This window comes from Citrobacter arsenatis, assembly GCF_004353845.1.
Classification (GTDB): Bacteria; Pseudomonadota; Gammaproteobacteria; order Enterobacterales; family Enterobacteriaceae; genus Citrobacter; species Citrobacter arsenatis.
Window position 1 is genome coordinate 4,352,969 of sequence record NZ_CP037864.1, and the last position, 22,084, is coordinate 4,375,052.

Below are 22,084 nucleotides of genomic sequence, written 5' to 3' on the forward strand. Positions count from 1 at the left end.
TACGTCCGAGTCTCGGAGTCCCTCATTAATGGCTACATTCTATCCCCCATCATCTGAAGCTCGCTTTCATGCGCTGCGTTTATTACCCGGTCAGGAAGTTTTTTCAGCGCTACACACATTTGTACAACAGCATCAGCTACAGGCTGGCTGGATAGCGGGTTGTACAGGCAGTCTGAGCAACGTAGCCCTGCGCTTCGCTGGACGTGAAGAAACCACGTTACTCACCGGTACGTGGGAAATTATCTCTTTGAACGGTACGTTGGAACTTACCGGCGAGCATCTCCATCTGGCGGTTTCCGACCCGCACGGCGCGATGCTGGGCGGCCATATGATGCCGGGCTGTACCGTGCGGACCACGCTGGAACTCGTGATTGGCGAGCTGAAGTCTCTGGCATTCAGCCGTCAGCCCTGCGCCGTTTCCGGTTATGACGAACTGGTTATTTCATCCCGTTAACGCTTCACTTAAAAGAGGTCTTCTATGGCACGTCGCCAATTTTCCAGCCAGTCTTTGGTACTGATTGTCATTGCTATCGCCATCAATATGGTCGGTGGGCAGCTTATCAGCATGCTGAAACTACCTATTTTTCTCGACTCGATTGGTACCTTGATCAGCGCGGTGTTGTTAGGCCCGGTGGTGGGAATGCTAACCGGATTACTCACTAATCTGTTATGGGGGTTACTGACCGATCCGATCGCCGCCGCCTTTGCGCCCGTCGCCATGGTGATTGGACTGGTCGCCGGTTGGCTGGCACGAGCTGGATGGTTTCGCACCTTACCCCAAGTTGTTGTCAGCGGCGTGATTATTACGCTTGCCGTTACTCTCGTTGCCGTACCTATTCGCACAACCCTGTTTGGCGGCGTCACCGGCAGCGGTGCCGATCTTTTTGTCGCGTGGATGCACTCAGTCGGTCAGAACCTGGTGGAGTCCGTCGCCATCACCGTCATCGGTGCAAATCTGGTCGACAAAATCCTCACAGCAATCATCGTCTGGGTGTTGCTGCGCCAACTTCCGCTGCGCACAACGCGCCATTTCCCTACGATGTCTGCCGTGCGCTAAATGCATCCGTTTACCTCGTTAACCCTATGGGCACTCGCCGCCTGCTCCACACTCCTGCTGCCAACCGGAGTGCCGCTTAGCTTGTACAGCACCGCGACGTTTGTCAGTTTGTTGTGTATGAAGGCTACGCGGTCGCGGGCGAAATACGTACTTTGGCTGGTGATCCCCTTAGGACTAGGGCTATGGCTGGTACACGGCGGGTGGATTACCGAATGGATCAGCGGACAACCGCGCACGCCAGAACGTTGGGCCGACGCCGTTACGCTCTGGCTGCGGATCCTGGCCATTGTGTCAACATCGCAGATATGGATGCAGTACGTACCGGTTTCGCGTTTTATACGCGCCCTGTTTGCTTCTCGCCTGCCGCCTGGGGTGGCCTACCTGTTTGCCGGGCCACTGCTGGTCGTTGAGCAGTTCAAACGCCAGTTGGAGATAATTCATGAGGCCCAGCGTGCACGCGGCGTACCGCTGGATGAGTCCTGGTACCAACGTTTACGCGCTATACCGGCATTAATTGTGCCGCTCACTCATAACGCGCTCAATGATTTAGCCGTTCGCGGCGCGGCGCTCGATATGCGCGGATTTCGCCTGCATCGTACACGCACCACGCTGTGGGCACCGCCAGACAGCCCCCTACAGCGTCTGGCTCGCTACACCATGGTAGTTCTGATGATGGTTGAGACAGGAGTCTGGATTTGGTTACGTTAGAACAGTTTCGCTATCTCCCGACGCATGCCGTGCGGCCCCCCGCTTGCTACAATTTCCACTATGCCGAACCCGGTATGGTAGCCATTTTTGGCGATAACGGCAGTGGGAAAAGTACGCTGGCGCAGCTGATGGCTGGCTGGTACCCCGATTTCCTTCCCGGCGAAATTGAGGGCACAGGAATACTACTGGGTAACCCCATCGGGCAACTTTCACTGGTCGAGCAGTCGAGCACTATCCAACTTGTGCAGCAGTCACCTTACCTGCAGCTTTCCGGTTGTACTTTCAGCGTAGAGGAAGAAGTGGCGTTTGGTCCGGAAAATCTCTGTCTTACCGAGACCGAAATTATGAAGCGTATTGACGAAGCCCTGACGTTTACGGAATGTCAGCCTCTGCGTTTTCGTCATCCCGGTACGCTTTCCGGTGGGGAAACCCAGCGAGTGGTGATTGCCAGCGCGCTCGCCATGCAGCCGAAGATATTGATTCTGGATGAAGCATTCAGCCGCCTGACAGCACAGGCGACTGTGATGCTACTGGAGCGACTGCAACAATGGGCGCAGGAACAGCATGCTTTGGTCGTGCTTTTCGAACGCAATCCTTCCCCTTTTCTCCGCTATTGCCAGCAGGCGTGGCAACTGCGCGATGGAGCATTGTCACCGCTATGCTAACGTTAAATCAGGTCAGCTATCGCTGGCCGAATGCCGCCGATGACTGCTTGAGCAATATTTCACTTCAACTCCATGAAGGTGAATGGCTGGCGCTGACGGGCGATAATGGTGCAGGTAAATCCACGCTGCTGCGTATCATGGCCGGGCTGCTCTTTCCGACTTCTGGCTCAGTAACGTTGCAAAACAATGCGATTGCGCAACTGAAAAACCGAGAGCGCGCAAGGGCGATCGGCGTGCTGTTTCAGGAAGCGGAAAATCAAATATTTCACAGCAAGGTAGCAGAGGAAGTGGCCTTCGGATTACGGCTACAGAAGCTCCCCGTAGCTGAGGTTGCGCAACGTACGACGGCGGCACTGCAATTATGTCAGCTAGAGGACGTCGCCGACGCACACTCACTGGATCTGCATACTGCTCAACGACGGATGGTTGCCGTCGCCAGTCTGGAAGCCCTCGCGCCCGCGATTCTACTGCTGGATGAACCCAGCCGGGATTTTGATGCGCACTGGCTTGGCGTCTTCGAAAACTGGCTGGCGGTGTGCCGCGCGCGTGGCACAAGCGTTGTAGCGATCAGTCATGACGCGGCGTTTACGCAGCGTCATTTCTCTCGTGTGGTACGTCTTGACGCTGGTCGACTACGCACGTAACGGCCCCGGGAAGCAAAAAAAACGGGCCGCCTGAGCGACCCGCTTTTTACCTGTAATCGAAATTACAGCAGTTCTTTGGCTTTCGCGACGACGTTGTCGACGGTGAAGCCGAACTCTTCAAACAGCAGCTCTGCCGGTGCAGACTCACCAAAGGTAGTCATACCGACGATAGCGCCATTCAGGCCCACATATTTGAACCAGTAGTCTGCAATACCCGCTTCCACTGCAACACGTGCGGAAACCGCTTTCGGCAGTACGGACTCGCGGTAAGCAGCATCCTGCTTGTCGAACGCGTCGGTAGACGGCATGGAAACCACGCGCGCTTTAACGCCTTCAGCAGTCAGTTTGTCCCATGCAGCCACAGCCAGCTCAACTTCAGAACCGGTAGCGATGAAGATCAGTTCCGGCTGACCGGCGCAATCTTTCAGCACGTAACCACCGCGGGCGATATTCGCCAGTTGCTCTTCGGTACGCTCCTGCTGAGCCAGGTTCTGACGGGAGAGGATCAGCGCGGTCGGACCGTCCTGACGCTCTACGCCGTATTTCCATGCAACAGCAGATTCAACCTGGTCACACGGACGCCATGTGCTCATGTTCGGCGTCACGCGCAGAGAAGCAACCTGCTCTACCGGCTGGTGAGTCGGGCCATCTTCGCCCAGGCCAATGGAGTCGTGGGTGTAGACCATCACCTGACGCTGTTTCATCAGCGCAGCCATTCGCACCGCATTACGGGCATATTCCACGAACATCAGGAAGGTGGAGGTGTACGGCAGGAAACCACCGTGCAGAGAGATACCGTTAGCGATAGCGGTCATACCGAATTCACGTACACCGTAATGGATGTAGTTACCGGCAGTATCTTCGTTGATAGCTTTAGAACCAGACCACAGAGTCAGGTTAGATGGCGCGAGATCTGCGGAGCCGCCGAGGAATTCTGGCAGCAACGGACCGAAGGCTTCAATCGCGTTCTGAGAGGCTTTACGGCTGGCGATTTTCGCCGGGTTAGCCTGCAGCTTAGCAATGAACTCGTTCGCTTTTGCGTCGAAATCAGACGGCATTTCACCTTTCATACGGCGGGTGAATTCAGCGGCTTCCTGCGGGAAAGCCTTTGCATAAGCAGCAAACTTCTCGTTCCAGGCCGCTTCTTTTGCCTGACCGGCTTCTTTCGCATCCCACTGCGCGTAGATTTCAGACGGGATTTCGAACGGCGCGTATTTCCAGCCCAGCTGTTCACGGGTCAGTGCGATTTCTGCATCGCCCAGCGGTGCACCGTGAGAGTCGTGGGTGCCGGCTTTGTTCGGGGAACCGAAACCGATGATGGTTTTGCACATCAGCAGGGACGGTTTGTCGGTCACTGCGCGTGCTTCTTCAACTGCGCGCTTAATCGCGTCAGCATCGTGGCCATCAACACCACGAACCACATGCCAGCCGTAAGCTTCAAAACGCTTAGCGGTGTCATCGGTGAACCAGCCTTCAACGTGACCATCGATAGAGATGCCGTTGTCATCGTAGAACGCAACCAGTTTGCCCAGCTTCAGCGTACCGGCCAGGGAACATACCTCGTGAGAGATACCTTCCATCATGCAGCCGTCGCCCATGAAAGCGTAGGTGAAGTGGTCAACGATGTCGTGACCTGGACGGTTAAACTGCGCCGCCAGCGTTTTTTCAGCGATGGCCATACCGACTGCGTTCGCAATGCCCTGGCCCAAAGGACCAGTCGTGGTTTCAACACCCGCGGTGTAACCCACTTCCGGGTGGCCCGGCGTTTTGGAATGCAGCTGACGGAAGTTCTGCAGCTCGGACATCGGCAGATCGTAGCCAGTGAGGTGCAGCAGGCTATAAATCAGCATGGAGCCGTGGCCGTTGGACAGCACGAAGCGGTCACGGTCAGCCCAGGACGGGTTAGTCGGGTTGTGGTTCAGGAAATCACGCCACAGGACTTCGGCAATGTCAGCCATACCCATCGGGGCACCCGGGTGACCGGATTTGGCTTTCTGTACTGCGTCCATGCTCAGCGCACGAATAGCATTGGCAAGCTCTTTACGTGAGGACATTTTGACTCCAGATCGGATAATGAAGGCTGGGCCCTTAACGACTTGACGACAGCGCGTTTTGGGCTACGCCGGAAAAAAGTGCCAACAATGTAACCCAAGCCGCGTGTCATGTACATGGAGCATCCTTTTGCCGCTTCAGAAATCTCTGGATCATGCACGCAAGTTGCGCAATCTTCTCGCCCGCTTATTGTTCTTTTCTTTATACTTAGGCCGAGCGTCGGTTCACCTGCAAACGACGCATTTTTTAGAATAATCCTGACTTTGTGCGGAAGAGAAAAAATGAAAATTCGCGCTTTACTGCTTGCTACGAGCATGGCGGCGGCATTGACCGGCTGCCAGAACATGGACTCTAACGGACTGCTTTCTTCTGGCGCTGAGGCTTTTCAGGCCTATAGTCTGAGCGATGCTCAGGTAAAAGCGCTGAGCGATCAGGCCTGTAAAGATATGGACAGCAAGGCTACCATCGCCCCGGCCAGCAGCGAGTACGCAAAGCGTCTTGGCAAAATCGCCGCCGCGCTTGGCGATAACATTAACGGCCAGCCGGTGAACTACAAAGTTTATATGGCGAAAGATGTGAATGCCTTTGCCATGGCGAACGGCTGTATCCGCGTGTACAGCGGCCTGATGGATATGATGACCGACAACGAAGTCGAAGCGGTGATCGGCCATGAAATGGGCCACGTTGCGCTGGGCCATGTGAAAAAAGGTATGCAGGTGGCGCTGGGTACGAACGCCGTACGTGCAGCGGCGGCGTCAGCTGGCGGTATTGTCGGCAGCCTGTCGCAGTCGCAATTGGGCGATCTTGGCGAGAAACTGGTGAACTCACAGTTCTCCCAGCGTCAGGAATCCGAAGCGGATGATTACTCGTATGATTTGTTGCGCAAACGTGGGATTAATCCGGCAGGCTTAGCCACCAGCTTTGAGAAACTGGCAAAACTAGAAGCAGGACGCCAAAGCTCAATGTTTGACGATCACCCGGCATCCGCCGAACGTGCGCAGCATATTCGCGATCGCATGAGCGCGGACGGGATCAAATAACCATTTATCGTGCCGGATGCGGCGTTGCCTTATCCGGCCTACAAATTCAGCACAATGTAGGCCGGATTAGCGTTAGCGACATCCGGCAAAAACAACTTATTCGCCTTTCTTCGCCGCCTGAATATACAGCATTTCCAGAGCCAGCGTTGCCGCCGCCAGGGCGGTGATTTCTGACTGGTCGTAAGCTGGAGCCACTTCAACGACGTCCATGCCGACGATGTTCAGATCTTTCAGACCACGTACCAGCTTGATCGCGCGATCGGAAGTCAGACCGCCAATCACTGGCGTACCGGTACCCGGCGCAAACGCTGGATCCAAGCAGTCGATATCAAAGGTCAGATATACCGGCATATCACCGACAATTTGCTTAACCTGGGCAATGATGTCATCTACGCTGCGATCGTTCACCTGACAGGCATCCAGCACGGTAAAGCCGTTGTCTTTATCGAATTCAGTACGAATACCAATCTGCACTGAGTGATTCGGATCGATCAGCCCTTCGTTCGGTGCGGTGTAGAACATGGTGCCGTGGTCGAACTCGCAGCCGTTAGCGTAGGTGTCAGTGTGGGCATCAAAGTGCACTAGCGCCATTTTACCAAAGTGCTTAGCGTGCGCGCGCAGCAGCGGCAGCGTGACGAAGTGGTCGCCGCCAAAGGAGAGCATGCGCTTACCGGCAGACAGCAGCTTCTCAGCATGCGCTTGCAGTTTTTCACTCATTTCACGCGCATCACCGAACGCATAAACCAGATCACCGCAGTCCACCACGTTCAGGCGCTCGCGCATATCGAAGTTCCACGGGAAGCGATTGTGCTCCCACGCCAGGTTAGTGGAAACCTGACGGATCGCAGCCGGACCATGACGACCGCCCGCGCGGCCAGACGTTGCCATATCAAACGGTACGCCGGTGATCACCCAGTCGGCGTCGCTGTCGTACGGCATGAAGTTCATCGGCAGACGTAAAAAACCAAAGGCGTTAGAAACCAGGGAGTTGTCGTATTGATGACCTAAGGTGCTCATGTGCTGACCTCTTTAAAAATCGATGAAAAAAAATCCCCTCCGCGTCGTTAAGCCCGACGAGGAAGGGATTGATTTGGTAACTGCATATTTACGGCAAATTATCGCCGTTATTTTGTACGGATTCAAGTGAGTGCCATAAATGCTGCCCCCGCGGATTCCGACTGCCGGATGGCGGCTTCGCCTTATCCGGCCTATTTCCGTAGGCCCGGTAAGCGTAACGTCACCGGGCATTTATCGTTACTCGTCTTCGAGATAGGTATATCCGTACAGACCTGCTTCGAACTCTTCAAGGAACTGCTGCTGCAGCTCGGTATCCAGATCGGTGTTTTTCACCTGATCACGGAACTGCGTCAGCAGGGTGTTCGGATCCAACTGCACGTACTGCAGCATATCCGCCACGGTATCCCCTTCGTCAGACAGCTCAACTTCCACGCTTCCATCAGGGAAGACAAACACGTCAACCGCTTCGGTATCACCGAACAGGTTGTGCATGTTGCCGAGGATCTCCTGATACGCACCCACCATAAAGAAGCCCAACATCGGTGGGTTCTCCGGGTCGTATTCCGGCATCGGCATGGTGGTCGCAATCCCGTCGCCGTCGACGTAGTGGTCGATAGCACCGTCGGAGTCACAGGTGATATCCAGCAGCACCGCACGACGCTCTGGCGCCTGATTCAGTCCTTCCAGCGGCATGACCGGGAACAGCTGATCGATCCCCCACGCATCTGGCATCGACTGGAACAGCGAGAAGTTGACGTAGATTTTATCCGCCATACGTTCCTGCAGCTCGTCGATAATCGGACGGTGCGCGCGGTTGCTCGGGTCGAGTTGTTTTTGCACATCGTGACACATGTTCAGATAGAGCTGCTCTGCCCACGCGCGTTCCTGCAGGCTAAAGGTGCCTGAAGAGTAGCCAACGTGAATATCGTGCAGATCCATCTGGCTGTCGTGCAGCCATTCACGCAGCGAACGACGGGTTCCCGGCTCGTGCATCTCTTGCCAGGTTTCCCACATGCTTTGCAGTGCACGCGGCGCATCGTCAGCCGGAGGCGTTGCTTCGGTGTGTTCGCTACGCTCAACGCCGATAATGTTAGACACCAGCACGGTATGGTGTGCGGTAACCGCGCGACCGGATTCGGTAATTACCGTCGGGTGCGGCAAACCGTGTTCTTCACAGGCGTCGCCAATGGCCCAGATGATGTTGTTGGCGTATTCGTTCAGGCCGTAGTTTACGGAGCAGTCGGACTGCGAACGGGTACCTTCGTAATCCACGCCCAGACCACCGCCCACATCGAAGCACTGAATGTTCACGCCAAGCTTGTGCAGCTCAACATAGAAACGCGCCGATTCACGTACGCCGGTGGCGATATCGCGGATGTTCGCCATCTGTGAGCCGAGGTGAAAGTGCAGCAGTTGAATACTGTCCAGACGACCGCGCTCGCGCAGAATTTCCACCAGTTGCAGCACCTGGTTTGCCGCCAGACCGAATTTCGATTTCTCGCCGCCGGAAGACTGCCATTTACCGGAACCCTGCGACGCCAGACGCGCACGCACACCCAGACGCGGAACAACATTCAGGCGTTCAGCTTCATCCAGCACGATAGCGATTTCAGACATCTTCTCGATGACCAGATAGACCTTATGACCCATCTTCTCGCCAATCAGCGCCAGACGGATATATTCGCGGTCTTTATAACCGTTACACACGATCACGCTACGGGTCATGCCCGCATGCGCCAGAACGGCCATCAGTTCAGCTTTGGAACCCGCTTCCAGCCCCAGCGGTTCGCCGGAGTGGATCAGCGATTCAATCACGCGACGGTGCTGGTTGACCTTGATCGGGTAAACGAGGAAATAGTCACCGTTGTAGCCGTAAGATTCACGGGCGCGTTTAAACGCGGCGTTAATCGAACGAAGACGGTGTTGCAGGATCTGCGGGAAGCAGAACAATGCAGGCAGACGCTGGCCCTGCGCTTCACGGGCTTTCACCAACTCAGCAAGGTCAACGCGCGCTTCGGGTACATCCGGATCCGGGCACACGCTAATGTGACCCAGTTCATTGACGTCATAGTAGTTATTACCCCACCAGGCAATATTGTAAGTACGCAGCATCTTGCTGGCTTCCTGGGAACTCATTGCAACCTCCTGCATGGAGCGTAGTACACCGTGTTCGCCTGCTGACGAAGGCGAACCCAAAGAAATGTCGTCAGACATAGCGAACCTCAAATTTTATTAACAAGTGTAAAACAGTTGACTACTATCGCAATCCGAAGACGCGATAACAACCCAAATACAGGCAGAATTTGCAGCAGATAGTGCTGACGCTCCGACTGTGCGACCGGTTTCTTTTTCATATCAATGTAAACACGTAACCGAACTTAATGCTGACGGTTCGGCGAAACCACGAGAAAACTCTTGTTTACCAAGAGCGCCCTTGTTCAGTTCTTAGTGACCGTTACCGGCTCTTGAGTCCTGAGATACGCCGAGATGGGTATACACTTCATCCTTCATGCAGCCTCTTTGTTGGCTACGCTCATTCGCCCCAGTCACGTACTACTCTTACGTTCAGGGGACTCATTCACTTGCCGCCTCGACGCAGCATAAATGATTTTGTGTATATAACATCGACAGGTATGCAAAGCAGAGATGCAGATTGCGGGGGACATATGTACACCAGAACGGTGCGACAGATTCAGCAGAATACAACGGTTCATTATCTCGTATCACCTCCACGGTTGCTCCTTACGGAACGAACCCACAAGCCAAAGCTATAGTTTTAACCCGGCTGGAAGTGGCAACACGATGAAAACGTCGTGTGCTTTTTGTCTATCCTAAATAATTCGAGTTGTGGGAAGGCGGCAACGCAGAGAGTCCCCGGGAGCTTACATGAGTAAGTGACTGGGGCGAGTATTGCCAACGCACATGCAACTTGAAGTATGACGGATATGAGCCGCGCGCCGCGTTTTATACCGATAACATAGTCAAAAAGCAAAAGATAAATATGCACATTGCCAGCACCGTCAGGAAAAATTTCCAGTTACATTTTCAGTACAATGCGACCTCAATCAAAAAAAGCTGGAAATCAGGCGAAGAACTGTCCTAAAATAGCCGTCCAGATGTTAATCCATCTATACCGATTAACACTCAGACTGCCAGTGTCCGTCATCTGCAGACTCATGGTAGAATCTTCTACACATGGCTATTCCACTCGACAGTTTGAGCTAACCAAATTCTCCTTAGGTGAAATTAAATATGGCAAAACACCTTTTTACGTCCGAGTCCGTATCAGAAGGGCATCCTGACAAAATCGCTGACCAAATCTCTGATGCCGTGCTGGATGCAATCCTGGAGCAGGATCCGAAAGCACGTGTTGCCTGCGAAACCTACGTTAAAACCGGCATGGTTTTAGTTGGCGGTGAGATCACCACCAGCGCATGGGTTGATATCGAAGAGATCACCCGTAACACGGTTCGCGAAATTGGCTATGTGCATTCCGACATGGGCTTTGACGCCAACTCTTGTGCGGTACTGAGCGCGATTGGTAAACAGTCTCCGGACATCAACCAGGGCGTTGACCGTGCCGATCCGCTGGAACAGGGCGCAGGCGACCAGGGTCTGATGTTTGGTTATGCAACCAATGAAACCGACGTACTGATGCCAGCCCCAATTACCTATGCTCACCGTCTGGTGCAGCGTCAGGCTGAAGTGCGCAAAAACGGCACCTTGTCCTGGCTGCGTCCGGATGCAAAAAGCCAGGTCACCTTCCAGTATGACGACGGCAAAATCGTCGGTATTGATGCGGTTGTTCTGTCGACTCAGCACTCTGAAGATATCGACCAGAAATCGCTGCAAGAAGCCGTTATGGAAGAGATCATCAAGCCGGTACTGCCGACTGAATGGCTGACCAGCGCAACCAAATTCTTCATCAACCCAACCGGTCGTTTCGTTATCGGCGGCCCAATGGGTGACTGCGGTCTGACAGGGCGTAAAATCATCGTTGATACCTACGGCGGTATGGCTCGTCACGGTGGCGGCGCATTCTCTGGTAAGGATCCGTCTAAAGTTGACCGTTCCGCAGCCTATGCAGCTCGCTATGTAGCGAAAAACATCGTTGCCGCTGGCCTGGCTGACCGTTGCGAGATTCAGGTTTCCTACGCAATCGGCGTGGCTGAACCGACCTCTATCATGGTAGAAACGTTCGGTACTGAAAAAGTGCCTTCAGAACAGCTGACCCTGCTGGTACGTGAGTTCTTCGACCTGCGTCCGTATGGCCTGATTCAGATGCTGGATCTGCTGCACCCTATTTACAAAGAAACCGCTGCTTACGGTCACTTTGGTCGCGAACATTTCCCATGGGAAAAAACCGACAAAGCCGCTCTGCTGCGTGAAGCTGCCGGTCTGAAGTAATTCCCCCACGACCCAAGACTTATGAAGACCAGCCTCGCGCTGGTCTTTTTTTATGCCCTTTTTCTCTCCCTACCTCATCGCTAAAACATCGCTAGTTTCCATTACTGCAAATAACAAATGAAAGCGATTACATACCACTGAATTTCTATCTGCCTTGACTTAATATCCCTTTACTACTAACGAAGCATCACTGTTACATTATATTTCAGAATCACCTTAAACTCAGACAACCAACATTCCTCACTACAAATAAATAATGTTAACTTTCAATAAATTAACCAATAATTCACATGAATATTAGTGTAACCGATTACACTAATGTGATGTGATTCGCATTTTTTTACCCCGTACTCACCTACCCTTAACATCAACAAAACTAGCTACCCAACCGGAGGGCATCATGCCTGACAATAAAAAAACGGGGCGTTCCAACAAAGCGATGACATTTTTTGTCTGCTTCCTGGCAGCCCTGGCTGGATTACTTTTTGGCCTGGATATCGGCGTTATTGCCGGAGCGTTACCGTTCATCACCGACGAGTTTCAAATTACCCCGCACACTCAGGAATGGGTGGTGAGTTCTATGATGTTTGGTGCGGCAGTGGGCGCCGTCGGCAGCGGTTGGCTCTCCTTCAAGCTGGGGCGTAAAAAGAGCCTGATGATCGGCGCCATCCTGTTTGTTGCCGGTTCGCTGTTCTCCGCCGCGGCGCCAAACGTTGAAGTGCTGCTGGTATCCCGCGTTCTGCTCGGCCTGGCAGTAGGCGTTGCGTCTTATACCGCGCCGCTGTACCTGTCTGAAATTGCCCCGGAAAAAATTCGCGGCAGCATGATCTCGATGTATCAGTTAATGATCACCATCGGTATTTTGGGTGCATACCTTTCTGATACGGCGTTTAGCTACAGCGGCGCATGGCGCTGGATGCTGGGTGTGATCATCATCCCTGCCCTGCTGTTGCTGGTTGGCGTCATCTTCCTGCCGGACAGCCCGCGTTGGTTTGCGGCAAAACGCCGCTTTGTTGATGCTGAACGCGTCCTGTTACGTCTGCGTGACACCAGCGCTGAAGCCAAACGTGAGCTGGATGAAATTCGTGAAAGCCTGCAGGTGAAGCAGAGCGGCTGGGCGCTGTTTAAAGAAAACAGCAACTTCCGCCGCGCGGTTTTCCTCGGGGTTCTTCTGCAGGTGATGCAGCAGTTCACCGGGATGAACGTCATTATGTATTACGCGCCAAAAATCTTTGAGCTGGCGGGTTACACCAACACCACCGAACAGATGTGGGGGACCGTTATTGTCGGTCTGACCAACGTGCTGGCAACCTTTATCGCCATTGGTCTGGTTGACCGCTGGGGCCGTAAACCTACGCTGATCCTCGGCTTTATCGTCATGGCCGTCGGTATGGGCGTGCTGGGTACAATGATGCACGTGGGTATTCATTCGGCTGCCGCACAATACTTCGCGGTACTGATGCTGTTGATGTTTATCGTTGGCTTTGCGATGAGCGCCGGTCCGCTGATTTGGGTACTGTGCTCTGAAATCCAGCCGCTGAAAGGCCGCGATTTTGGCATCACCTGCTCTACCGCTACCAACTGGATTGCCAACATGATCGTCGGCGCAACCTTCCTGACGATGCTGAACTCGCTGGGCAGCGCCAACACCTTCTGGGTCTACGGTGGCCTGAACGTACTGTTCATCTTCCTGACTCTGTGGCTGATCCCGGAAACTAAAAACGTCTCTCTGGAACACATTGAACGTAACCTGATGAAAGGTCGTAAACTGCGCGAAATTGGCGCACACGACTAATCACGAAAAGCTTCCTCCCCCAGCGGGAGGAAGCCTTCCTCTTGCAGTCCCTTTCCTGTCGCACTATCCTCTGGCGTTATGAAAACCTCCCGTCTCCCTATCGCCATCCAGCAAGCTGTTATGCGCAGCCTGCGGGATAAACTCGCACAGGCCAATCTCAAGCTCGAACGCCAATATCCGGAACCAAAGCTGGTTTACCAACAGCGCGGAACCGCCGCGGGTACAGCATGGTTACAAACCTATGAAATTCGCCTTAACCCCGTCCTCCTGATGGAGAACGTCGACGCGTTCGTTAACGAAGTGGTGCCCCATGAACTGGCGCATTTACTGGTGTGGAAGCACTTTGGCCGCGTGCCGCCGCACGGGAAAGAGTGGAAATGGATGATGGAGAGCGTGCTGGGCGTACCAGCCCGGCGCACGCATCAGTTTGAACTGCAATCGGTGCAGCGTAAGACTTTTACTTACCGCTGTAAGTGTCAGGAACACCAACTGACCGTTCGTCGACATAACCGCGTTGTACGCGGTGAGGCAACCTACCGCTGCGTCCACTGCGGCGAACCACTGGTTGCGGAATAATCTTCAGAGTTATCAGGAACTTTTCTGATCTAACTGATTGCATACAGGAATAACTTTCGCTACGTTGCGGGCTCGTTTTGACACGGAGTTCGTGATGTACCGTAATCTTTCTTTTGCAACGGCCTTGTTAGCCGCTGCGTTTTCAGGGCCGGTTTTAGCCGAAGGCATCAACAGTTTTTCTCAGGCAAAAGCGGCGGGCGTCAAAGTTAACGCCGATGCGCCGGGCGATTTCTATTGTGGTTGTAAAATTAACTGGCAAGGAAAAAAAGGGGTCGTTGACCTCGAATCCTGCGGTTATAAAGTACGAAAAAATGAAAACCGCGCCAGCCGAATTGAATGGGAGCACGTTGTCCCGGCCTGGCAATTTGGTCATCAGCGCCAGTGCTGGCAGGACGGAGGGCGTAAAAACTGCGCCAAAGATCCGGTCTATCGCAAAATGGAAAGCGATATGCATAACCTGCAACCTGCGGTGGGCGAAGTAAATGGCGATCGCGCAAACTTTATGTACAACCAGTGGAACGGTGGCGAAGGTCAGTATGGGCAATGCTCCATGAAGGTTGATTTCAAAGAGAAAGTTGCCGAACCGCCGGCCCGCGCTCGTGGTGCCATCGCGCGCACCTATTTTTACATGCGCGACCAGTACAACCTGACGCTCTCCCGCCAGCAAACTCAGCTTTTTAACGCCTGGAATAAGCAATATCCGGTCACCGACTGGGAGTGTGAGCGTGACGAACGCATCGCGAAGGTACAGGGGAACCATAACCCATATGTGCAACGCGCTTGCCAGGCGCAAAAGAGCTAACCTACACTAGCGTCAATATTTTTAACCATGCCCTGGCCTTTCGTAGCCCAGGGCGATGACGCGGATGTTTAACTATGCGTATTCCTCGCATTTATCACCCTGAGCCACTCACTTCCGGCAGCCAAATTTCACTGTGTGAAGATGCAGCCAACCATATTGGCCGCGTGCTGCGTATGGGACAAGGCCAGGCGCTACAGCTGTTTGATGGCAGCAATCAGGTATTCGACGCTGAAATAACCCACGCCAGTAAGAAAAGCGTGGACGTGAAGGTGCTTAACGCCGAACTCGACGATCGTGAATCGCCGTTGCACATCCATCTGGGTCAGGTGATGTCGCGCGGCGAAAAAATGGAATTTACTATCCAGAAATCGATCGAACTGGGTGTAAGCCTCATTACGCCACTTTTTTCTGAGCGCTGCGGCGTTAAACTGGACAGTGAACGCCTGAACAAGAAGCTCCAGCAGTGGCATAAAATCGCCATTGCCGCCTGTGAACAGTGCGGTCGTAACCGGGTGCCTGAGATTCGCCCGGCAATGGATCTGGAAGCGTGGTGCGCAGAACAGGACGAAGGACTGAAGCTGAACCTGCATCCGCGCGCCAGCGCCAGCATCAATACGCTGCCGCTGCCGGTGGAACGCATCCGCTTGCTGATTGGCCCGGAAGGTGGGCTGTCGGCAGATGAAATTGCCATGACCGCACGTTATCAGTTTACTGATATTCTGTTAGGACCTCGCGTTCTGCGTACTGAGACAACTGCGCTCACCGCCATTACTGCGCTTCAGGTGCGTTTTGGCGATCTGGGCTAAGGCATAAACGGAGAAGAAAATGATCAAGCTCGGCATCGTGATGGATCCCATCGCAAGCATCAACATCAAGAAAGACTCCAGCTTCGCTATGCTGCTGGAAGCGCAACGTCGCGGTTACGAAATTCATTATATGGAGATGGCCGATCTTTATCTGAACAACGGTGAAGCCCGCGCCCGCACGCGTACCCTGAGCGTAGAGCAGAACTACGACAAATGGTATGAGTTCAAGAGCGAACAGGATCTCCCTCTGGCAGACCTGAACGTCATTCTGATGCGTAAGGATCCGCCGTTTGATACCGAGTTCATCTACGCAACCTATATTCTGGAACGTGCAGAAGAGAAAGGGACGCTTATCGTCAACAAACCGCAGAGCCTGCGCGACTGCAACGAAAAGCTGTTCACCGCCTGGTTTGCTGACCTGACGCCGGAAACGCTGGTCACGCGTAATAAAGCGCAGCTGAAAGCCTTCTGGCAAAAACACAGCGACATCATTCTCAAACCATTGGACGGCATGGGTGGCGCATCTATTTTCCGCGTGAAGGAAGGCGATCCGAACCTTGGCGTGATTGCTGAAACGCTGACCGAGCACGGTACCCGCTACTGCATGGCACAGAACTATTTGCCAGCAATTAAAGATGGCGATAAACGCGTGCTGGTGGTAGATGGCGAACCCGTTCCATACTGCCTGGCGCGTATTCCACAGGGCGGCGAAACCCGTGGCAATCTGGCTGCCGGTGGTCGTGGCGAGCCGCGTCCATTAACCGACAGCGACTGGGAAATTGCACGCCGCATTGGGCCAACGCTGAAAGCGAAAGGTTTGATTTTTGTCGGTCTGGATATCATTGGCGATCGTCTGACGGAAATAAACGTTACCAGCCCAACCTGTATTCGTGAAATTGAAGCAGAGTTCCCGGTTTCGATTACCGGTATGCTGATGGATGCCATTGAGGCACGTTTACAGAAGTAAATACGTGGCCGGGTGGTGACGCCTTCGCGTCTTATCCGGCCTGGAATTGCACCCCGTAGGCCGGATAAGGCAAAGCCACCATCCGGCAAAGCTATTTTCAGAGGGTGACAACTTAACGCTTTGCCCACATACTGGGCCCTGTTGCTTTTTTGAACCAGGAAACAGAACCTCTGACAATGAATTTACAGCATCACTTTCTGATTGCCATGCCTGCTCTCCAGGATCCGATTTTCCGCCGTTCCGTGGTGTACATCTGTGAACATAATGAGAACGGAGCAATGGGGATTATCGTCAATAAACCTCTGGAAAATTTACAGATTGAAGGGATTCTGGAAAAGCTGAAGATAACGCCAGAAGAACGCGATCCGGCTATTCGTCTGGACAAACCGGTGATGCTCGGCGGCCCACTGGCGGAAGACCGTGGATTTATTCTCCACACCCCGCCGTCACGCTTTGCCTCCAGTATTCGCATCTCAGATAACACCATCATCACAACCTCCCGCGATGTATTAGAAACCCTGGGTACGCAGGAGCAACCGTCCGAAGTGCTGGTTGCACTGGGGTATTCATCATGGGAAAAAGGTCAACTGGAACAAGAGCTACTGGATAACGCCTGGCTCACGGCCCCTGCCGACCTCAACATCTTGTTTAAAACGCCGATTGCCGACCGCTGGCGCGATGCGGCGAAGCTTATCGGGATAGATATTCAGACCATGCCTGGCGTGGCGGGACATGCCTGATGAGCGGAACATTACTCTCTTTTGATTTTGGTACGAAAAGTATCGGCGTCGCAGTTGGTCAGCGCATTACCGGTACGGCGAGACCCTTGCCCGCGATCAAAGCACAGGACGGTACGCCGGACTGGAGTTTGATTGAACGTCTGCTCAAAGAGTGGCAGCCGGACGAAATCATTGTCGGCCTGCCGCTCAACATGGATGGCACCGAACAACCCCTTACCGCGCGCGCGCGTAAGTTCGCTAACCGCATTCACGGTCGTTTTGGCGTAACCGTAACGCTGCACGATGAACGCCTGAGCACCGTCGAGGCACGCTCCGGCCTGTTTGAGCAAGGCGGATACCGGGCGTTGAATAAAGGCAAAGTGGACTCCGCTTCTGCCGTTATTATCCTTGAAAGCTATTTCGAGCAGGGCTACTAAAGCCGCCCCTGCGCCTGTCGCTGCTGCTGACTTTGTGCAAACGTCTGCATACCTGTCTGCTGCCCGGTTTGAATTACACCGGGTAGCTGATGTGTTTTACCTTCACGAATCAAATTACCCACGGCAGGCGTGTTGACGAGCAGCTCGAATAACGCCACACGCCCTCCCTGCTTATCTTCCTCCAGCTTTTGCGAAAGCACTGCCCGCAGGCTGTCTGCCAGTTGGTTCCGTACCGGATCTTTCTCCTGTGCGGTAAAGGTGTCTACCAGCCGCGCGATAGCCTGCGCCGCCCCTCGCGTATGTAACGTTGCCAGCACCAGATGCCCTGTTTCCGCAGCCGTTAACGCCAGACGAATGGTTTCCACGTCACGCAGTTCGCCCAGCAAAATGACGTCAGGATCTTCACGCAGTGCGCCGCGCAAACCAGCGGCAAAAGAAGCGCAGTGTACGCCCACCTCCCGTTGCTGAATAAGACAACGCTGGCTGGTGTAGCGATATTCAATCGGGTCTTCCAGCGTCAGAATATGCCCCGCAACATGCTGATTAAGGTACTCCACCATCGCCGCCAGGGTCGTTGACTTACCGCTGCCGGTGGCACCCGTGACCAGAATCAATCCATGTTCACAGTGCAACAGTTCAGGTATGACCCCGGGAGTCTGAAGATCGTCTAAACGTGGACAATCAAGTGGTAGCAATCTTAGCGCCAGCGACGTTCCCTGTTGATGAACAAAAGCACTGGCGCGCAGACGCCGGGAACATGCCAGCGTAATAGCAAAATCAATCTGCCCCTGCTCCCGCCACTGTACCTGTTGTTGCTCACTGAGCCAGCACATCAGCAGATCCTCCACGTCAGGCGGAGTAAATGGCGCGATTTCGACTTTTCCATGTATGCGCCAGCGCGCAGGCCATGCATTGCACAGGTGTAGATCCGACACGTTATGCTTTACACTAAGGGCCACTATTTCTTCCATATTCATATGAACATCCTCGGAAAATGAACGATATCGCGCATAACCTGGCACATGTCCGGGACAAAATCTCAGCCGCCGCGACGCGTTGCGGGCGGTCTTCAGAAGAAGTTATGTTGCTTGCAGTTAGCAAAACCAAACCTGCGAGCGCCATCGAAGAAGCCATTACCGCAGGGCAGCGTGCCTTCGGTGAAAACTATGTGCAGGAAGGGGTGGATAAAATCCGCTACTTCCAGGAAAAAGGCGTCAACGATCTGCAGTGGCACTTTATTGGCCCACTGCAGTCCAACAAAAGTCGTCTGGTCGCGGAACATTTTGACTGGTGCCATACGATCGACCGTCTGCGTATCGCTGCTCGTTTGAGCGAACAGCGCCCGGCACAACTGCCACCGCTCAATGTACTGATTCAAATTAATATCAGCGATGAGAACAGTAAGTCAGGAATTCCGCTGGCAGAGCTTGAGGCACTTGCCGCTGACGTCGCCGCACTGCCGCGCATTACCCTGCGTGGTTTGATGGCGATCCCGGCGCCAGAGTCAGATTATGTAAGGCAGTTTGAAGTTGCACAGCAAATGGCGGTAGCATTTGCCGGGTTGAAAACACGTTACCCAAGTATCGACACGCTCTCACTGGGGATGTCTGATGATATGGATGCCGCAATCGCGGCGGGTAGCACGATGGTGCGCATCGGCACTGCCATTTTTGGTGCTCGTGATTACACTAAAAAATAAGGAAAACTAAGGAACACCATGAATACGTTGACCTTCCTGCTCTCAACGGTAATTGAGCTGTATACCATGGCGCTGCTGCTGCGCGTGTGGATGCAATGGTCTCGCTGCGATTTTTACAACCCGTTCTCGCAGTTTATAGTGAAAATCACTCAACCTATTATTGGGCCGTTACGCCGCATTATTCCCCCGATGGGACCGATCGACAGCGCATCGGCATTAGTGGCGCTGATTCTCAGCTTTATCAAAGCAATCGTGCTGTTTAAGGTGGTCACGTTCCAGCCGATCATCTGGATCGCCGCCGTGCTGATTGTCCTGAAGACCATCGGATTGCTGATTTTCTGGGTACTGTTGGTGATGGCGATTATGAGCTGGGTCAGCCAGGGCCGCAGCCCCGTGGAGTACGTGCTGATTCAACTGGCAGATCCGCTGCTGCGCCCTATCCGTCGCATACTTCCAGGCATGGGCGGGATCGATTTCTCGCCAATGATTCTGGTTCTGCTGCTCTATGTCATTAATATGGGCATCGCAGAAGTGTTACAGGCGACAGGCAACATGCTGCTGCCGGGGCTGTGGATGGCGCTATGAGTGCCGTTACACCCTGCGACGACGGTCTGGTTTTACGGCTCTACATTCAGCCTAAAGCCAGCCGTGACAGTATTGTGGGTTTACATGGCGACGAGCTAAAAGTCGCCATTACCGCCCCACCGGTTGATGGACAAGCCAATAGCCATCTGGTGAAGTTTCTTGGTAAACAGTTCCGCGTAGCAAAAAGCCAGGTCGTCATTGAGAAGGGCGAGCTTGGTCGTCACAAACAGGTTAAAATCATTCATCCGCAACAGATCCCGCCCGAAATTGCGGCGCTAACTGATTAGGTATCCCATGCAAAAAGTTGTCCTCGCGACCGGCAATGCCGGTAAAGTGCGTGAACTCGCTTCACTTCTGAGTGATTTCGGTCTTGATGTTGTTGCCCAAACGGATCTGGGTGTTGATTCTGCAGAAGAGACCGGACTGACGTTTATTGAGAACGCCATTCTGAAGGCGCGTCATGCCGCGCAAATTACCGGCCTACCGGCCATTGCTGATGACTCAGGTCTGGCGGTAAATGCTCTTGGCGGCGCGCCAGGCATCTATTCAGCCCGCTATTCCGGCGAAAATGCGACCGATCAGCAGAACCTCGAAAAACTGCTTCACACCCTGCAGGATGTTCCTGATGACAAGCGCCAGGCACAATTCCACTGCGTGCTGGTGTATATGCGCCATGCAGACGATCCTACACCTTTAGTGTGTCACGGAAGCTGGCCGGGCGTGATTACCCGTGAACCTGCCGGAAACGGTGGCTTTGGCTACGACCCCATCTTCTTTGTGCCGTCTGAAGGGAAAACCGCCGCAGAGCTGACCCGTGAAGAAAAAAGTGCGATTTCTCACCGTGGACAGGCGCTGAAACTGCTGCTGGATGCCCTGCGTAATGGTTAAGCTTCCGCCGCTCAGTCTTTATATTCACATCCCGTGGTGCGTACAGAAATGTCCGTACTGCGACTTCAACTCGCATGCGCTAAAAGGCGAAGTCCCTCATGACGACTATGTTCAGCATCTGCTGAGCGATCTGGACTCTGAGGTAGCCCACGCCCAGGGACGTGAAGTAAAGACGATTTTTATCGGTGGTGGTACGCCGAGCCTGCTTTCTGGCCCGGCAATGCAAACGCTGCTCGACGGCGTGCGCACACGGCTGAATCTGGCCGCAGATGCAGAAATCACGATGGAGGCGAATCCCGGAACGGTGGAAGCCGATCGCTTTGTTGATTATCAACGCGCTGGCGTAAACCGTATTTCGATTGGCGTACAGAGCTTTAGCGCCACCAAACTCGAGCGTCTGGGACGTATTCACGGGCCGGAAGAAGCTAAACGAGCGGCAAATCTGGCGAGCGGTCTGGGGCTACGCAGCTTTAACCTCGACCTGATGCATGGTTTACCGGATCAGACGCTGGAAGAGGCGCTGGGCGATTTACAGCAGGCCATTGCGCTCAACCCGCCGCATCTTTCCTGGTATCAGTTGACCATCGAACCCAATACGCTGTTTGGTTCCCGACCGCCGGTTTTACCGGACGATGACGCGCTGTGGGATATTTTTGAGCAAGGCCACCAGCTACTGACCGCCGCGGGGTATCAACAATACGAAACCTCAGCTTACGCCAGGTCGGGTTATCAGTGTCAGCACAACCTTAACTACTGGCGTTTTGGTGACTATCTCGGCATTGGCTGTGGCGCGCATGGCAAAATCACTTTCCCGGACGGGCGCATCCTGCGCACCACCAAAACGCGGCATCCGCGTGGATACATGCAAGGGCGTTATCTCGAAAGTCAGCGTGATGTCGCCGAAGCCGATAAGCCGTTCGAATTCTTTATGAACCGTTTCCGGCTGCTGGAAGCCGCGCCTCGCGCGGAGTTCACGCAATATACCGGGCTTACCGAAGACGTGATTCGTCGACAGATCGATGAGGCTATCGCCCAAGGCTATCTGAGTGAATGCGATGAATACTGGCAGATTACCCAACACGGTAAGTTGTTTTTGAATTCGCTGCTGGAGCTGTTTCTGGCGGAATAATACGGTAACGATGTAGTGAACGTAGGCCTGATAAGCGTAGCGCCATCAGGCAATTTGCCGGATGGCGGCTGCGCCTTATCCGGCCTACAAC

At 53.8% G+C, this 22,084-nt stretch carries 24 protein-coding genes and 1 pseudogene; 19 read left to right on the forward strand and 6 right to left on the reverse strand.

Annotated features, from left to right (window positions below; all coding sequences use genetic code 11):
- Positions 1-28 precede the first annotated feature (28 nt).
- Genes E1B03_RS21900 through E1B03_RS21920 form a run of 5 tightly spaced genes read left to right on the forward strand, consistent with a single transcriptional unit; the run spans position 29 to position 3,074 of the window.
- Positions 29-454, forward strand: coding sequence for a PPC domain-containing DNA-binding protein (locus tag E1B03_RS21900; RefSeq protein WP_103769041.1), 426 nt, complete (start codon positions 29-31; stop codon positions 452-454).
- Positions 455-478: 24 nt separating this feature from the next.
- Positions 479-1,057 (forward strand): ECF transporter S component, encoded by a 579-nt coding sequence (locus E1B03_RS21905; protein ID WP_103769040.1) that lies wholly within the window; start codon positions 479-481, stop codon positions 1,055-1,057.
- The gene (locus E1B03_RS21910) at positions 1,058-1,765 is read left to right on the forward strand and encodes an energy-coupling factor transporter transmembrane component T (RefSeq protein WP_103769039.1); all 708 of its coding nucleotides are present in this window, start codon (positions 1,058-1,060) and stop codon (positions 1,763-1,765) included.
- The gene (locus E1B03_RS21915; RefSeq protein WP_103769038.1) at positions 1,753-2,430 is read left to right on the forward strand and encodes an ABC transporter ATP-binding protein; all 678 of its coding nucleotides are present in this window, start codon (positions 1,753-1,755) and stop codon (positions 2,428-2,430) included. Before E1B03_RS21910 ends, E1B03_RS21915 begins: the two co-directional genes overlap by 13 nt.
- Positions 2,424-3,074 (forward strand): ABC transporter ATP-binding protein, encoded by a 651-nt coding sequence (locus E1B03_RS21920; protein ID WP_103769037.1) that lies wholly within the window; start codon positions 2,424-2,426, stop codon positions 3,072-3,074. The genes E1B03_RS21915 and E1B03_RS21920 overlap by 7 nt, the downstream gene beginning before the upstream one ends.
- Positions 3,075-3,136: 62 nt before the next feature.
- On the opposite strand, the gene tkt is transcribed toward E1B03_RS21920, so the two are convergent.
- Positions 3,137-5,128: a transketolase gene (gene tkt, locus E1B03_RS21925; protein ID WP_016154386.1), complete on the reverse strand. Its 1,992-nt coding sequence runs from the start codon at positions 5,126-5,128 to the stop codon at positions 3,137-3,139.
- A gap of 279 nt (positions 5,129-5,407) precedes the next feature.
- Here tkt and loiP point away from each other — a divergent pair, with 279 nt between their 5' ends.
- Positions 5,408-6,166, forward strand: coding sequence for a metalloprotease LoiP (gene loiP / locus E1B03_RS21930; protein ID WP_103769035.1), 759 nt, complete (start codon positions 5,408-5,410; stop codon positions 6,164-6,166).
- Positions 6,167-6,262: 96 nt separating this feature from the next.
- On the opposite strand, the gene speB is transcribed toward loiP, so the two are convergent.
- The 4 genes and pseudogenes from speB to E1B03_RS26595 all read right to left on the reverse strand — a co-directional run.
- Entirely contained in the window at positions 6,263-7,183 is a 921-nt protein-coding gene (gene speB, locus E1B03_RS21935) for an agmatinase (protein WP_003027056.1), read from the reverse strand.
- A gap of 237 nt (positions 7,184-7,420) precedes the next feature.
- Positions 7,421-9,397 carry a biosynthetic arginine decarboxylase gene (speA, locus tag E1B03_RS21940; RefSeq protein ID WP_072033361.1) on the reverse strand — a complete coding sequence of 659 codons (1,977 nt, stop codon included), beginning with the start codon at positions 9,395-9,397 and terminating at the stop codon, positions 7,421-7,423.
- An 8-nt stretch (positions 9,398-9,405) separates the two neighbouring features.
- Complete coding sequence (yqgB, locus tag E1B03_RS21945; RefSeq protein ID WP_003027062.1) at positions 9,406-9,537, reverse strand: acid stress response protein YqgB; 132 nt, start codon at positions 9,535-9,537, stop codon at positions 9,406-9,408.
- A gap of 258 nt (positions 9,538-9,795) precedes the next feature.
- A pseudogene (locus E1B03_RS26595) lies at positions 9,796-9,897 on the reverse strand (hypothetical protein); the annotation flags it as partial.
- Between the two features lie 538 nt (positions 9,898-10,435).
- Between E1B03_RS26595 and metK the strand changes: the two are divergent.
- From metK to ruvX, 8 genes are all read left to right on the forward strand, one after another.
- The gene (metK, locus tag E1B03_RS21960; protein WP_103769034.1) at positions 10,436-11,590 is read left to right on the forward strand and encodes a methionine adenosyltransferase; all 1,155 of its coding nucleotides are present in this window, start codon (positions 10,436-10,438) and stop codon (positions 11,588-11,590) included.
- 400 nt (positions 11,591-11,990) lie between these two features.
- Positions 11,991-13,385 carry a galactose/proton symporter gene (gene galP, locus E1B03_RS21965; RefSeq protein ID WP_003027074.1) on the forward strand — a complete coding sequence of 465 codons (1,395 nt, stop codon included), beginning with the start codon at positions 11,991-11,993 and terminating at the stop codon, positions 13,383-13,385.
- Positions 13,386-13,463: 78 nt separating this feature from the next.
- Positions 13,464-13,961, forward strand: a complete 498-nt coding sequence (locus E1B03_RS21970; protein ID WP_103769033.1) for a SprT family zinc-dependent metalloprotease — start codon at positions 13,464-13,466, stop codon at positions 13,959-13,961.
- Between the two features lie 94 nt (positions 13,962-14,055).
- Positions 14,056-14,763, forward strand: coding sequence for a deoxyribonuclease I (endA, locus tag E1B03_RS21975; RefSeq protein ID WP_133086919.1), 708 nt, complete (start codon positions 14,056-14,058; stop codon positions 14,761-14,763).
- Positions 14,764-14,837: 74 nt separating this feature from the next.
- A complete protein-coding gene (rsmE, locus tag E1B03_RS21980) occupies positions 14,838-15,569 on the forward strand; it encodes a 16S rRNA (uracil(1498)-N(3))-methyltransferase (protein WP_133086920.1) in 732 nt (243 codons plus the stop codon).
- A gap of 19 nt (positions 15,570-15,588) precedes the next feature.
- Complete coding sequence (gene gshB / locus E1B03_RS21985) at positions 15,589-16,536, forward strand: glutathione synthase (protein ID WP_103769030.1); 948 nt, start codon at positions 15,589-15,591, stop codon at positions 16,534-16,536.
- A 176-nt stretch (positions 16,537-16,712) separates the two neighbouring features.
- Positions 16,713-17,276 carry a YqgE/AlgH family protein gene (locus tag E1B03_RS21990; RefSeq protein WP_003027086.1) on the forward strand — a complete coding sequence of 188 codons (564 nt, stop codon included), beginning with the start codon at positions 16,713-16,715 and terminating at the stop codon, positions 17,274-17,276.
- Positions 17,276-17,692, forward strand: a complete 417-nt coding sequence (ruvX, locus tag E1B03_RS21995; protein WP_003825428.1) for a Holliday junction resolvase RuvX — start codon at positions 17,276-17,278, stop codon at positions 17,690-17,692. The genes E1B03_RS21990 and ruvX overlap by 1 nt, the downstream gene beginning before the upstream one ends.
- Here the strand turns inward: ruvX and E1B03_RS22000 are convergent.
- Positions 17,689-18,669: a type IV pilus twitching motility protein PilT gene (locus E1B03_RS22000; RefSeq protein WP_133086922.1), complete on the reverse strand. Its 981-nt coding sequence runs from the start codon at positions 18,667-18,669 to the stop codon at positions 17,689-17,691. The two genes, ruvX and E1B03_RS22000, sit on opposite strands and share 4 nt — an antisense overlap.
- Before the next feature lie 17 nt (positions 18,670-18,686).
- Between E1B03_RS22000 and E1B03_RS22005 the strand changes: the two genes are divergently transcribed.
- The 5 genes from E1B03_RS22005 to hemW are packed head-to-tail and all read left to right on the forward strand — an operon-like array spanning position 18,687 to position 21,993.
- Positions 18,687-19,391: a YggS family pyridoxal phosphate-dependent enzyme gene (locus E1B03_RS22005; RefSeq protein WP_075145648.1), complete on the forward strand. Its 705-nt coding sequence runs from the start codon at positions 18,687-18,689 to the stop codon at positions 19,389-19,391.
- Between the two features lie 18 nt (positions 19,392-19,409).
- Positions 19,410-19,976: a YggT family protein gene (locus tag E1B03_RS22010; RefSeq protein WP_087051206.1), complete on the forward strand. Its 567-nt coding sequence runs from the start codon at positions 19,410-19,412 to the stop codon at positions 19,974-19,976.
- On the forward strand, positions 19,973-20,263 hold the full coding sequence (gene yggU / locus E1B03_RS22015) for a DUF167 family protein YggU (protein WP_005123286.1): 291 nt from the start codon (positions 19,973-19,975) through the stop codon (positions 20,261-20,263). Before E1B03_RS22010 ends, yggU begins: the two co-directional genes overlap by 4 nt.
- 7 nt (positions 20,264-20,270) lie before the next feature.
- Entirely contained in the window at positions 20,271-20,864 is a 594-nt protein-coding gene (locus E1B03_RS22020) for an XTP/dITP diphosphatase (protein ID WP_103769027.1), read from the forward strand.
- Positions 20,857-21,993, forward strand: a complete 1,137-nt coding sequence (gene hemW, locus E1B03_RS22025; RefSeq protein ID WP_103769026.1) for a radical SAM family heme chaperone HemW — start codon at positions 20,857-20,859, stop codon at positions 21,991-21,993. The genes E1B03_RS22020 and hemW overlap by 8 nt, the downstream gene beginning before the upstream one ends.
- Positions 21,994-22,084: the final 91 nt, after the last annotated feature.

Excerpts from the sequence above, each read along its gene's own strand:
- gshB (WP_103769030.1), top strand. The coding sequence starts at position 15,589 with ATGATCAAGCTCGGCATCGTGATGGATCCCATCGCAAGCATCAACATC.
- speB (WP_003027056.1), bottom strand. The coding sequence starts at position 7,183 with ATGAGCACCTTAGGTCATCAATACGACAACTCCCTGGTTTCTAACGCC.
- E1B03_RS21920 (WP_103769037.1), top strand. The coding sequence starts at position 2,424 with ATGCTAACGTTAAATCAGGTCAGCTATCGCTGGCCGAATGCCGCCGAT.
- hemW (WP_103769026.1), top strand. The coding sequence starts at position 20,857 with ATGGTTAAGCTTCCGCCGCTCAGTCTTTATATTCACATCCCGTGGTGC.
- rsmE (WP_133086920.1), top strand. The coding sequence starts at position 14,838 with ATGCGTATTCCTCGCATTTATCACCCTGAGCCACTCACTTCCGGCAGC.
- yggU (WP_005123286.1), top strand. The coding sequence starts at position 19,973 with ATGAGTGCCGTTACACCCTGCGACGACGGTCTGGTTTTACGGCTCTAC.
- E1B03_RS21910 (WP_103769039.1), top strand. The coding sequence starts at position 1,058 with ATGCATCCGTTTACCTCGTTAACCCTATGGGCACTCGCCGCCTGCTCC.
- loiP (WP_103769035.1), top strand. The coding sequence starts at position 5,408 with ATGAAAATTCGCGCTTTACTGCTTGCTACGAGCATGGCGGCGGCATTG.
- E1B03_RS22010 (WP_087051206.1), top strand. The coding sequence starts at position 19,410 with ATGAATACGTTGACCTTCCTGCTCTCAACGGTAATTGAGCTGTATACC.
- ruvX (WP_003825428.1), top strand. The coding sequence starts at position 17,276 with ATGAGCGGAACATTACTCTCTTTTGATTTTGGTACGAAAAGTATCGGC.
- E1B03_RS22000 (WP_133086922.1), bottom strand. The coding sequence starts at position 18,669 with ATGAATATGGAAGAAATAGTGGCCCTTAGTGTAAAGCATAACGTGTCG.
- E1B03_RS21900 (WP_103769041.1), top strand. The coding sequence starts at position 29 with ATGGCTACATTCTATCCCCCATCATCTGAAGCTCGCTTTCATGCGCTG.
- yqgB (WP_003027062.1), bottom strand. The coding sequence starts at position 9,537 with ATGAAAAAGAAACCGGTCGCACAGTCGGAGCGTCAGCACTATCTGCTG.
- E1B03_RS21990 (WP_003027086.1), top strand. The coding sequence starts at position 16,713 with ATGAATTTACAGCATCACTTTCTGATTGCCATGCCTGCTCTCCAGGAT.
- E1B03_RS22005 (WP_075145648.1), top strand. The coding sequence starts at position 18,687 with ATGAACGATATCGCGCATAACCTGGCACATGTCCGGGACAAAATCTCA.
- E1B03_RS21905 (WP_103769040.1), top strand. The coding sequence starts at position 479 with ATGGCACGTCGCCAATTTTCCAGCCAGTCTTTGGTACTGATTGTCATT.
- galP (WP_003027074.1), top strand. The coding sequence starts at position 11,991 with ATGCCTGACAATAAAAAAACGGGGCGTTCCAACAAAGCGATGACATTT.
- E1B03_RS22020 (WP_103769027.1), top strand. The coding sequence starts at position 20,271 with ATGCAAAAAGTTGTCCTCGCGACCGGCAATGCCGGTAAAGTGCGTGAA.
- E1B03_RS21970 (WP_103769033.1), top strand. The coding sequence starts at position 13,464 with ATGAAAACCTCCCGTCTCCCTATCGCCATCCAGCAAGCTGTTATGCGC.
- tkt (WP_016154386.1), bottom strand. The coding sequence starts at position 5,128 with ATGTCCTCACGTAAAGAGCTTGCCAATGCTATTCGTGCGCTGAGCATG.
- metK (WP_103769034.1), top strand. The coding sequence starts at position 10,436 with ATGGCAAAACACCTTTTTACGTCCGAGTCCGTATCAGAAGGGCATCCT.
- speA (WP_072033361.1), bottom strand. The coding sequence starts at position 9,397 with ATGTCTGACGACATTTCTTTGGGTTCGCCTTCGTCAGCAGGCGAACAC.
- endA (WP_133086919.1), top strand. The coding sequence starts at position 14,056 with ATGTACCGTAATCTTTCTTTTGCAACGGCCTTGTTAGCCGCTGCGTTT.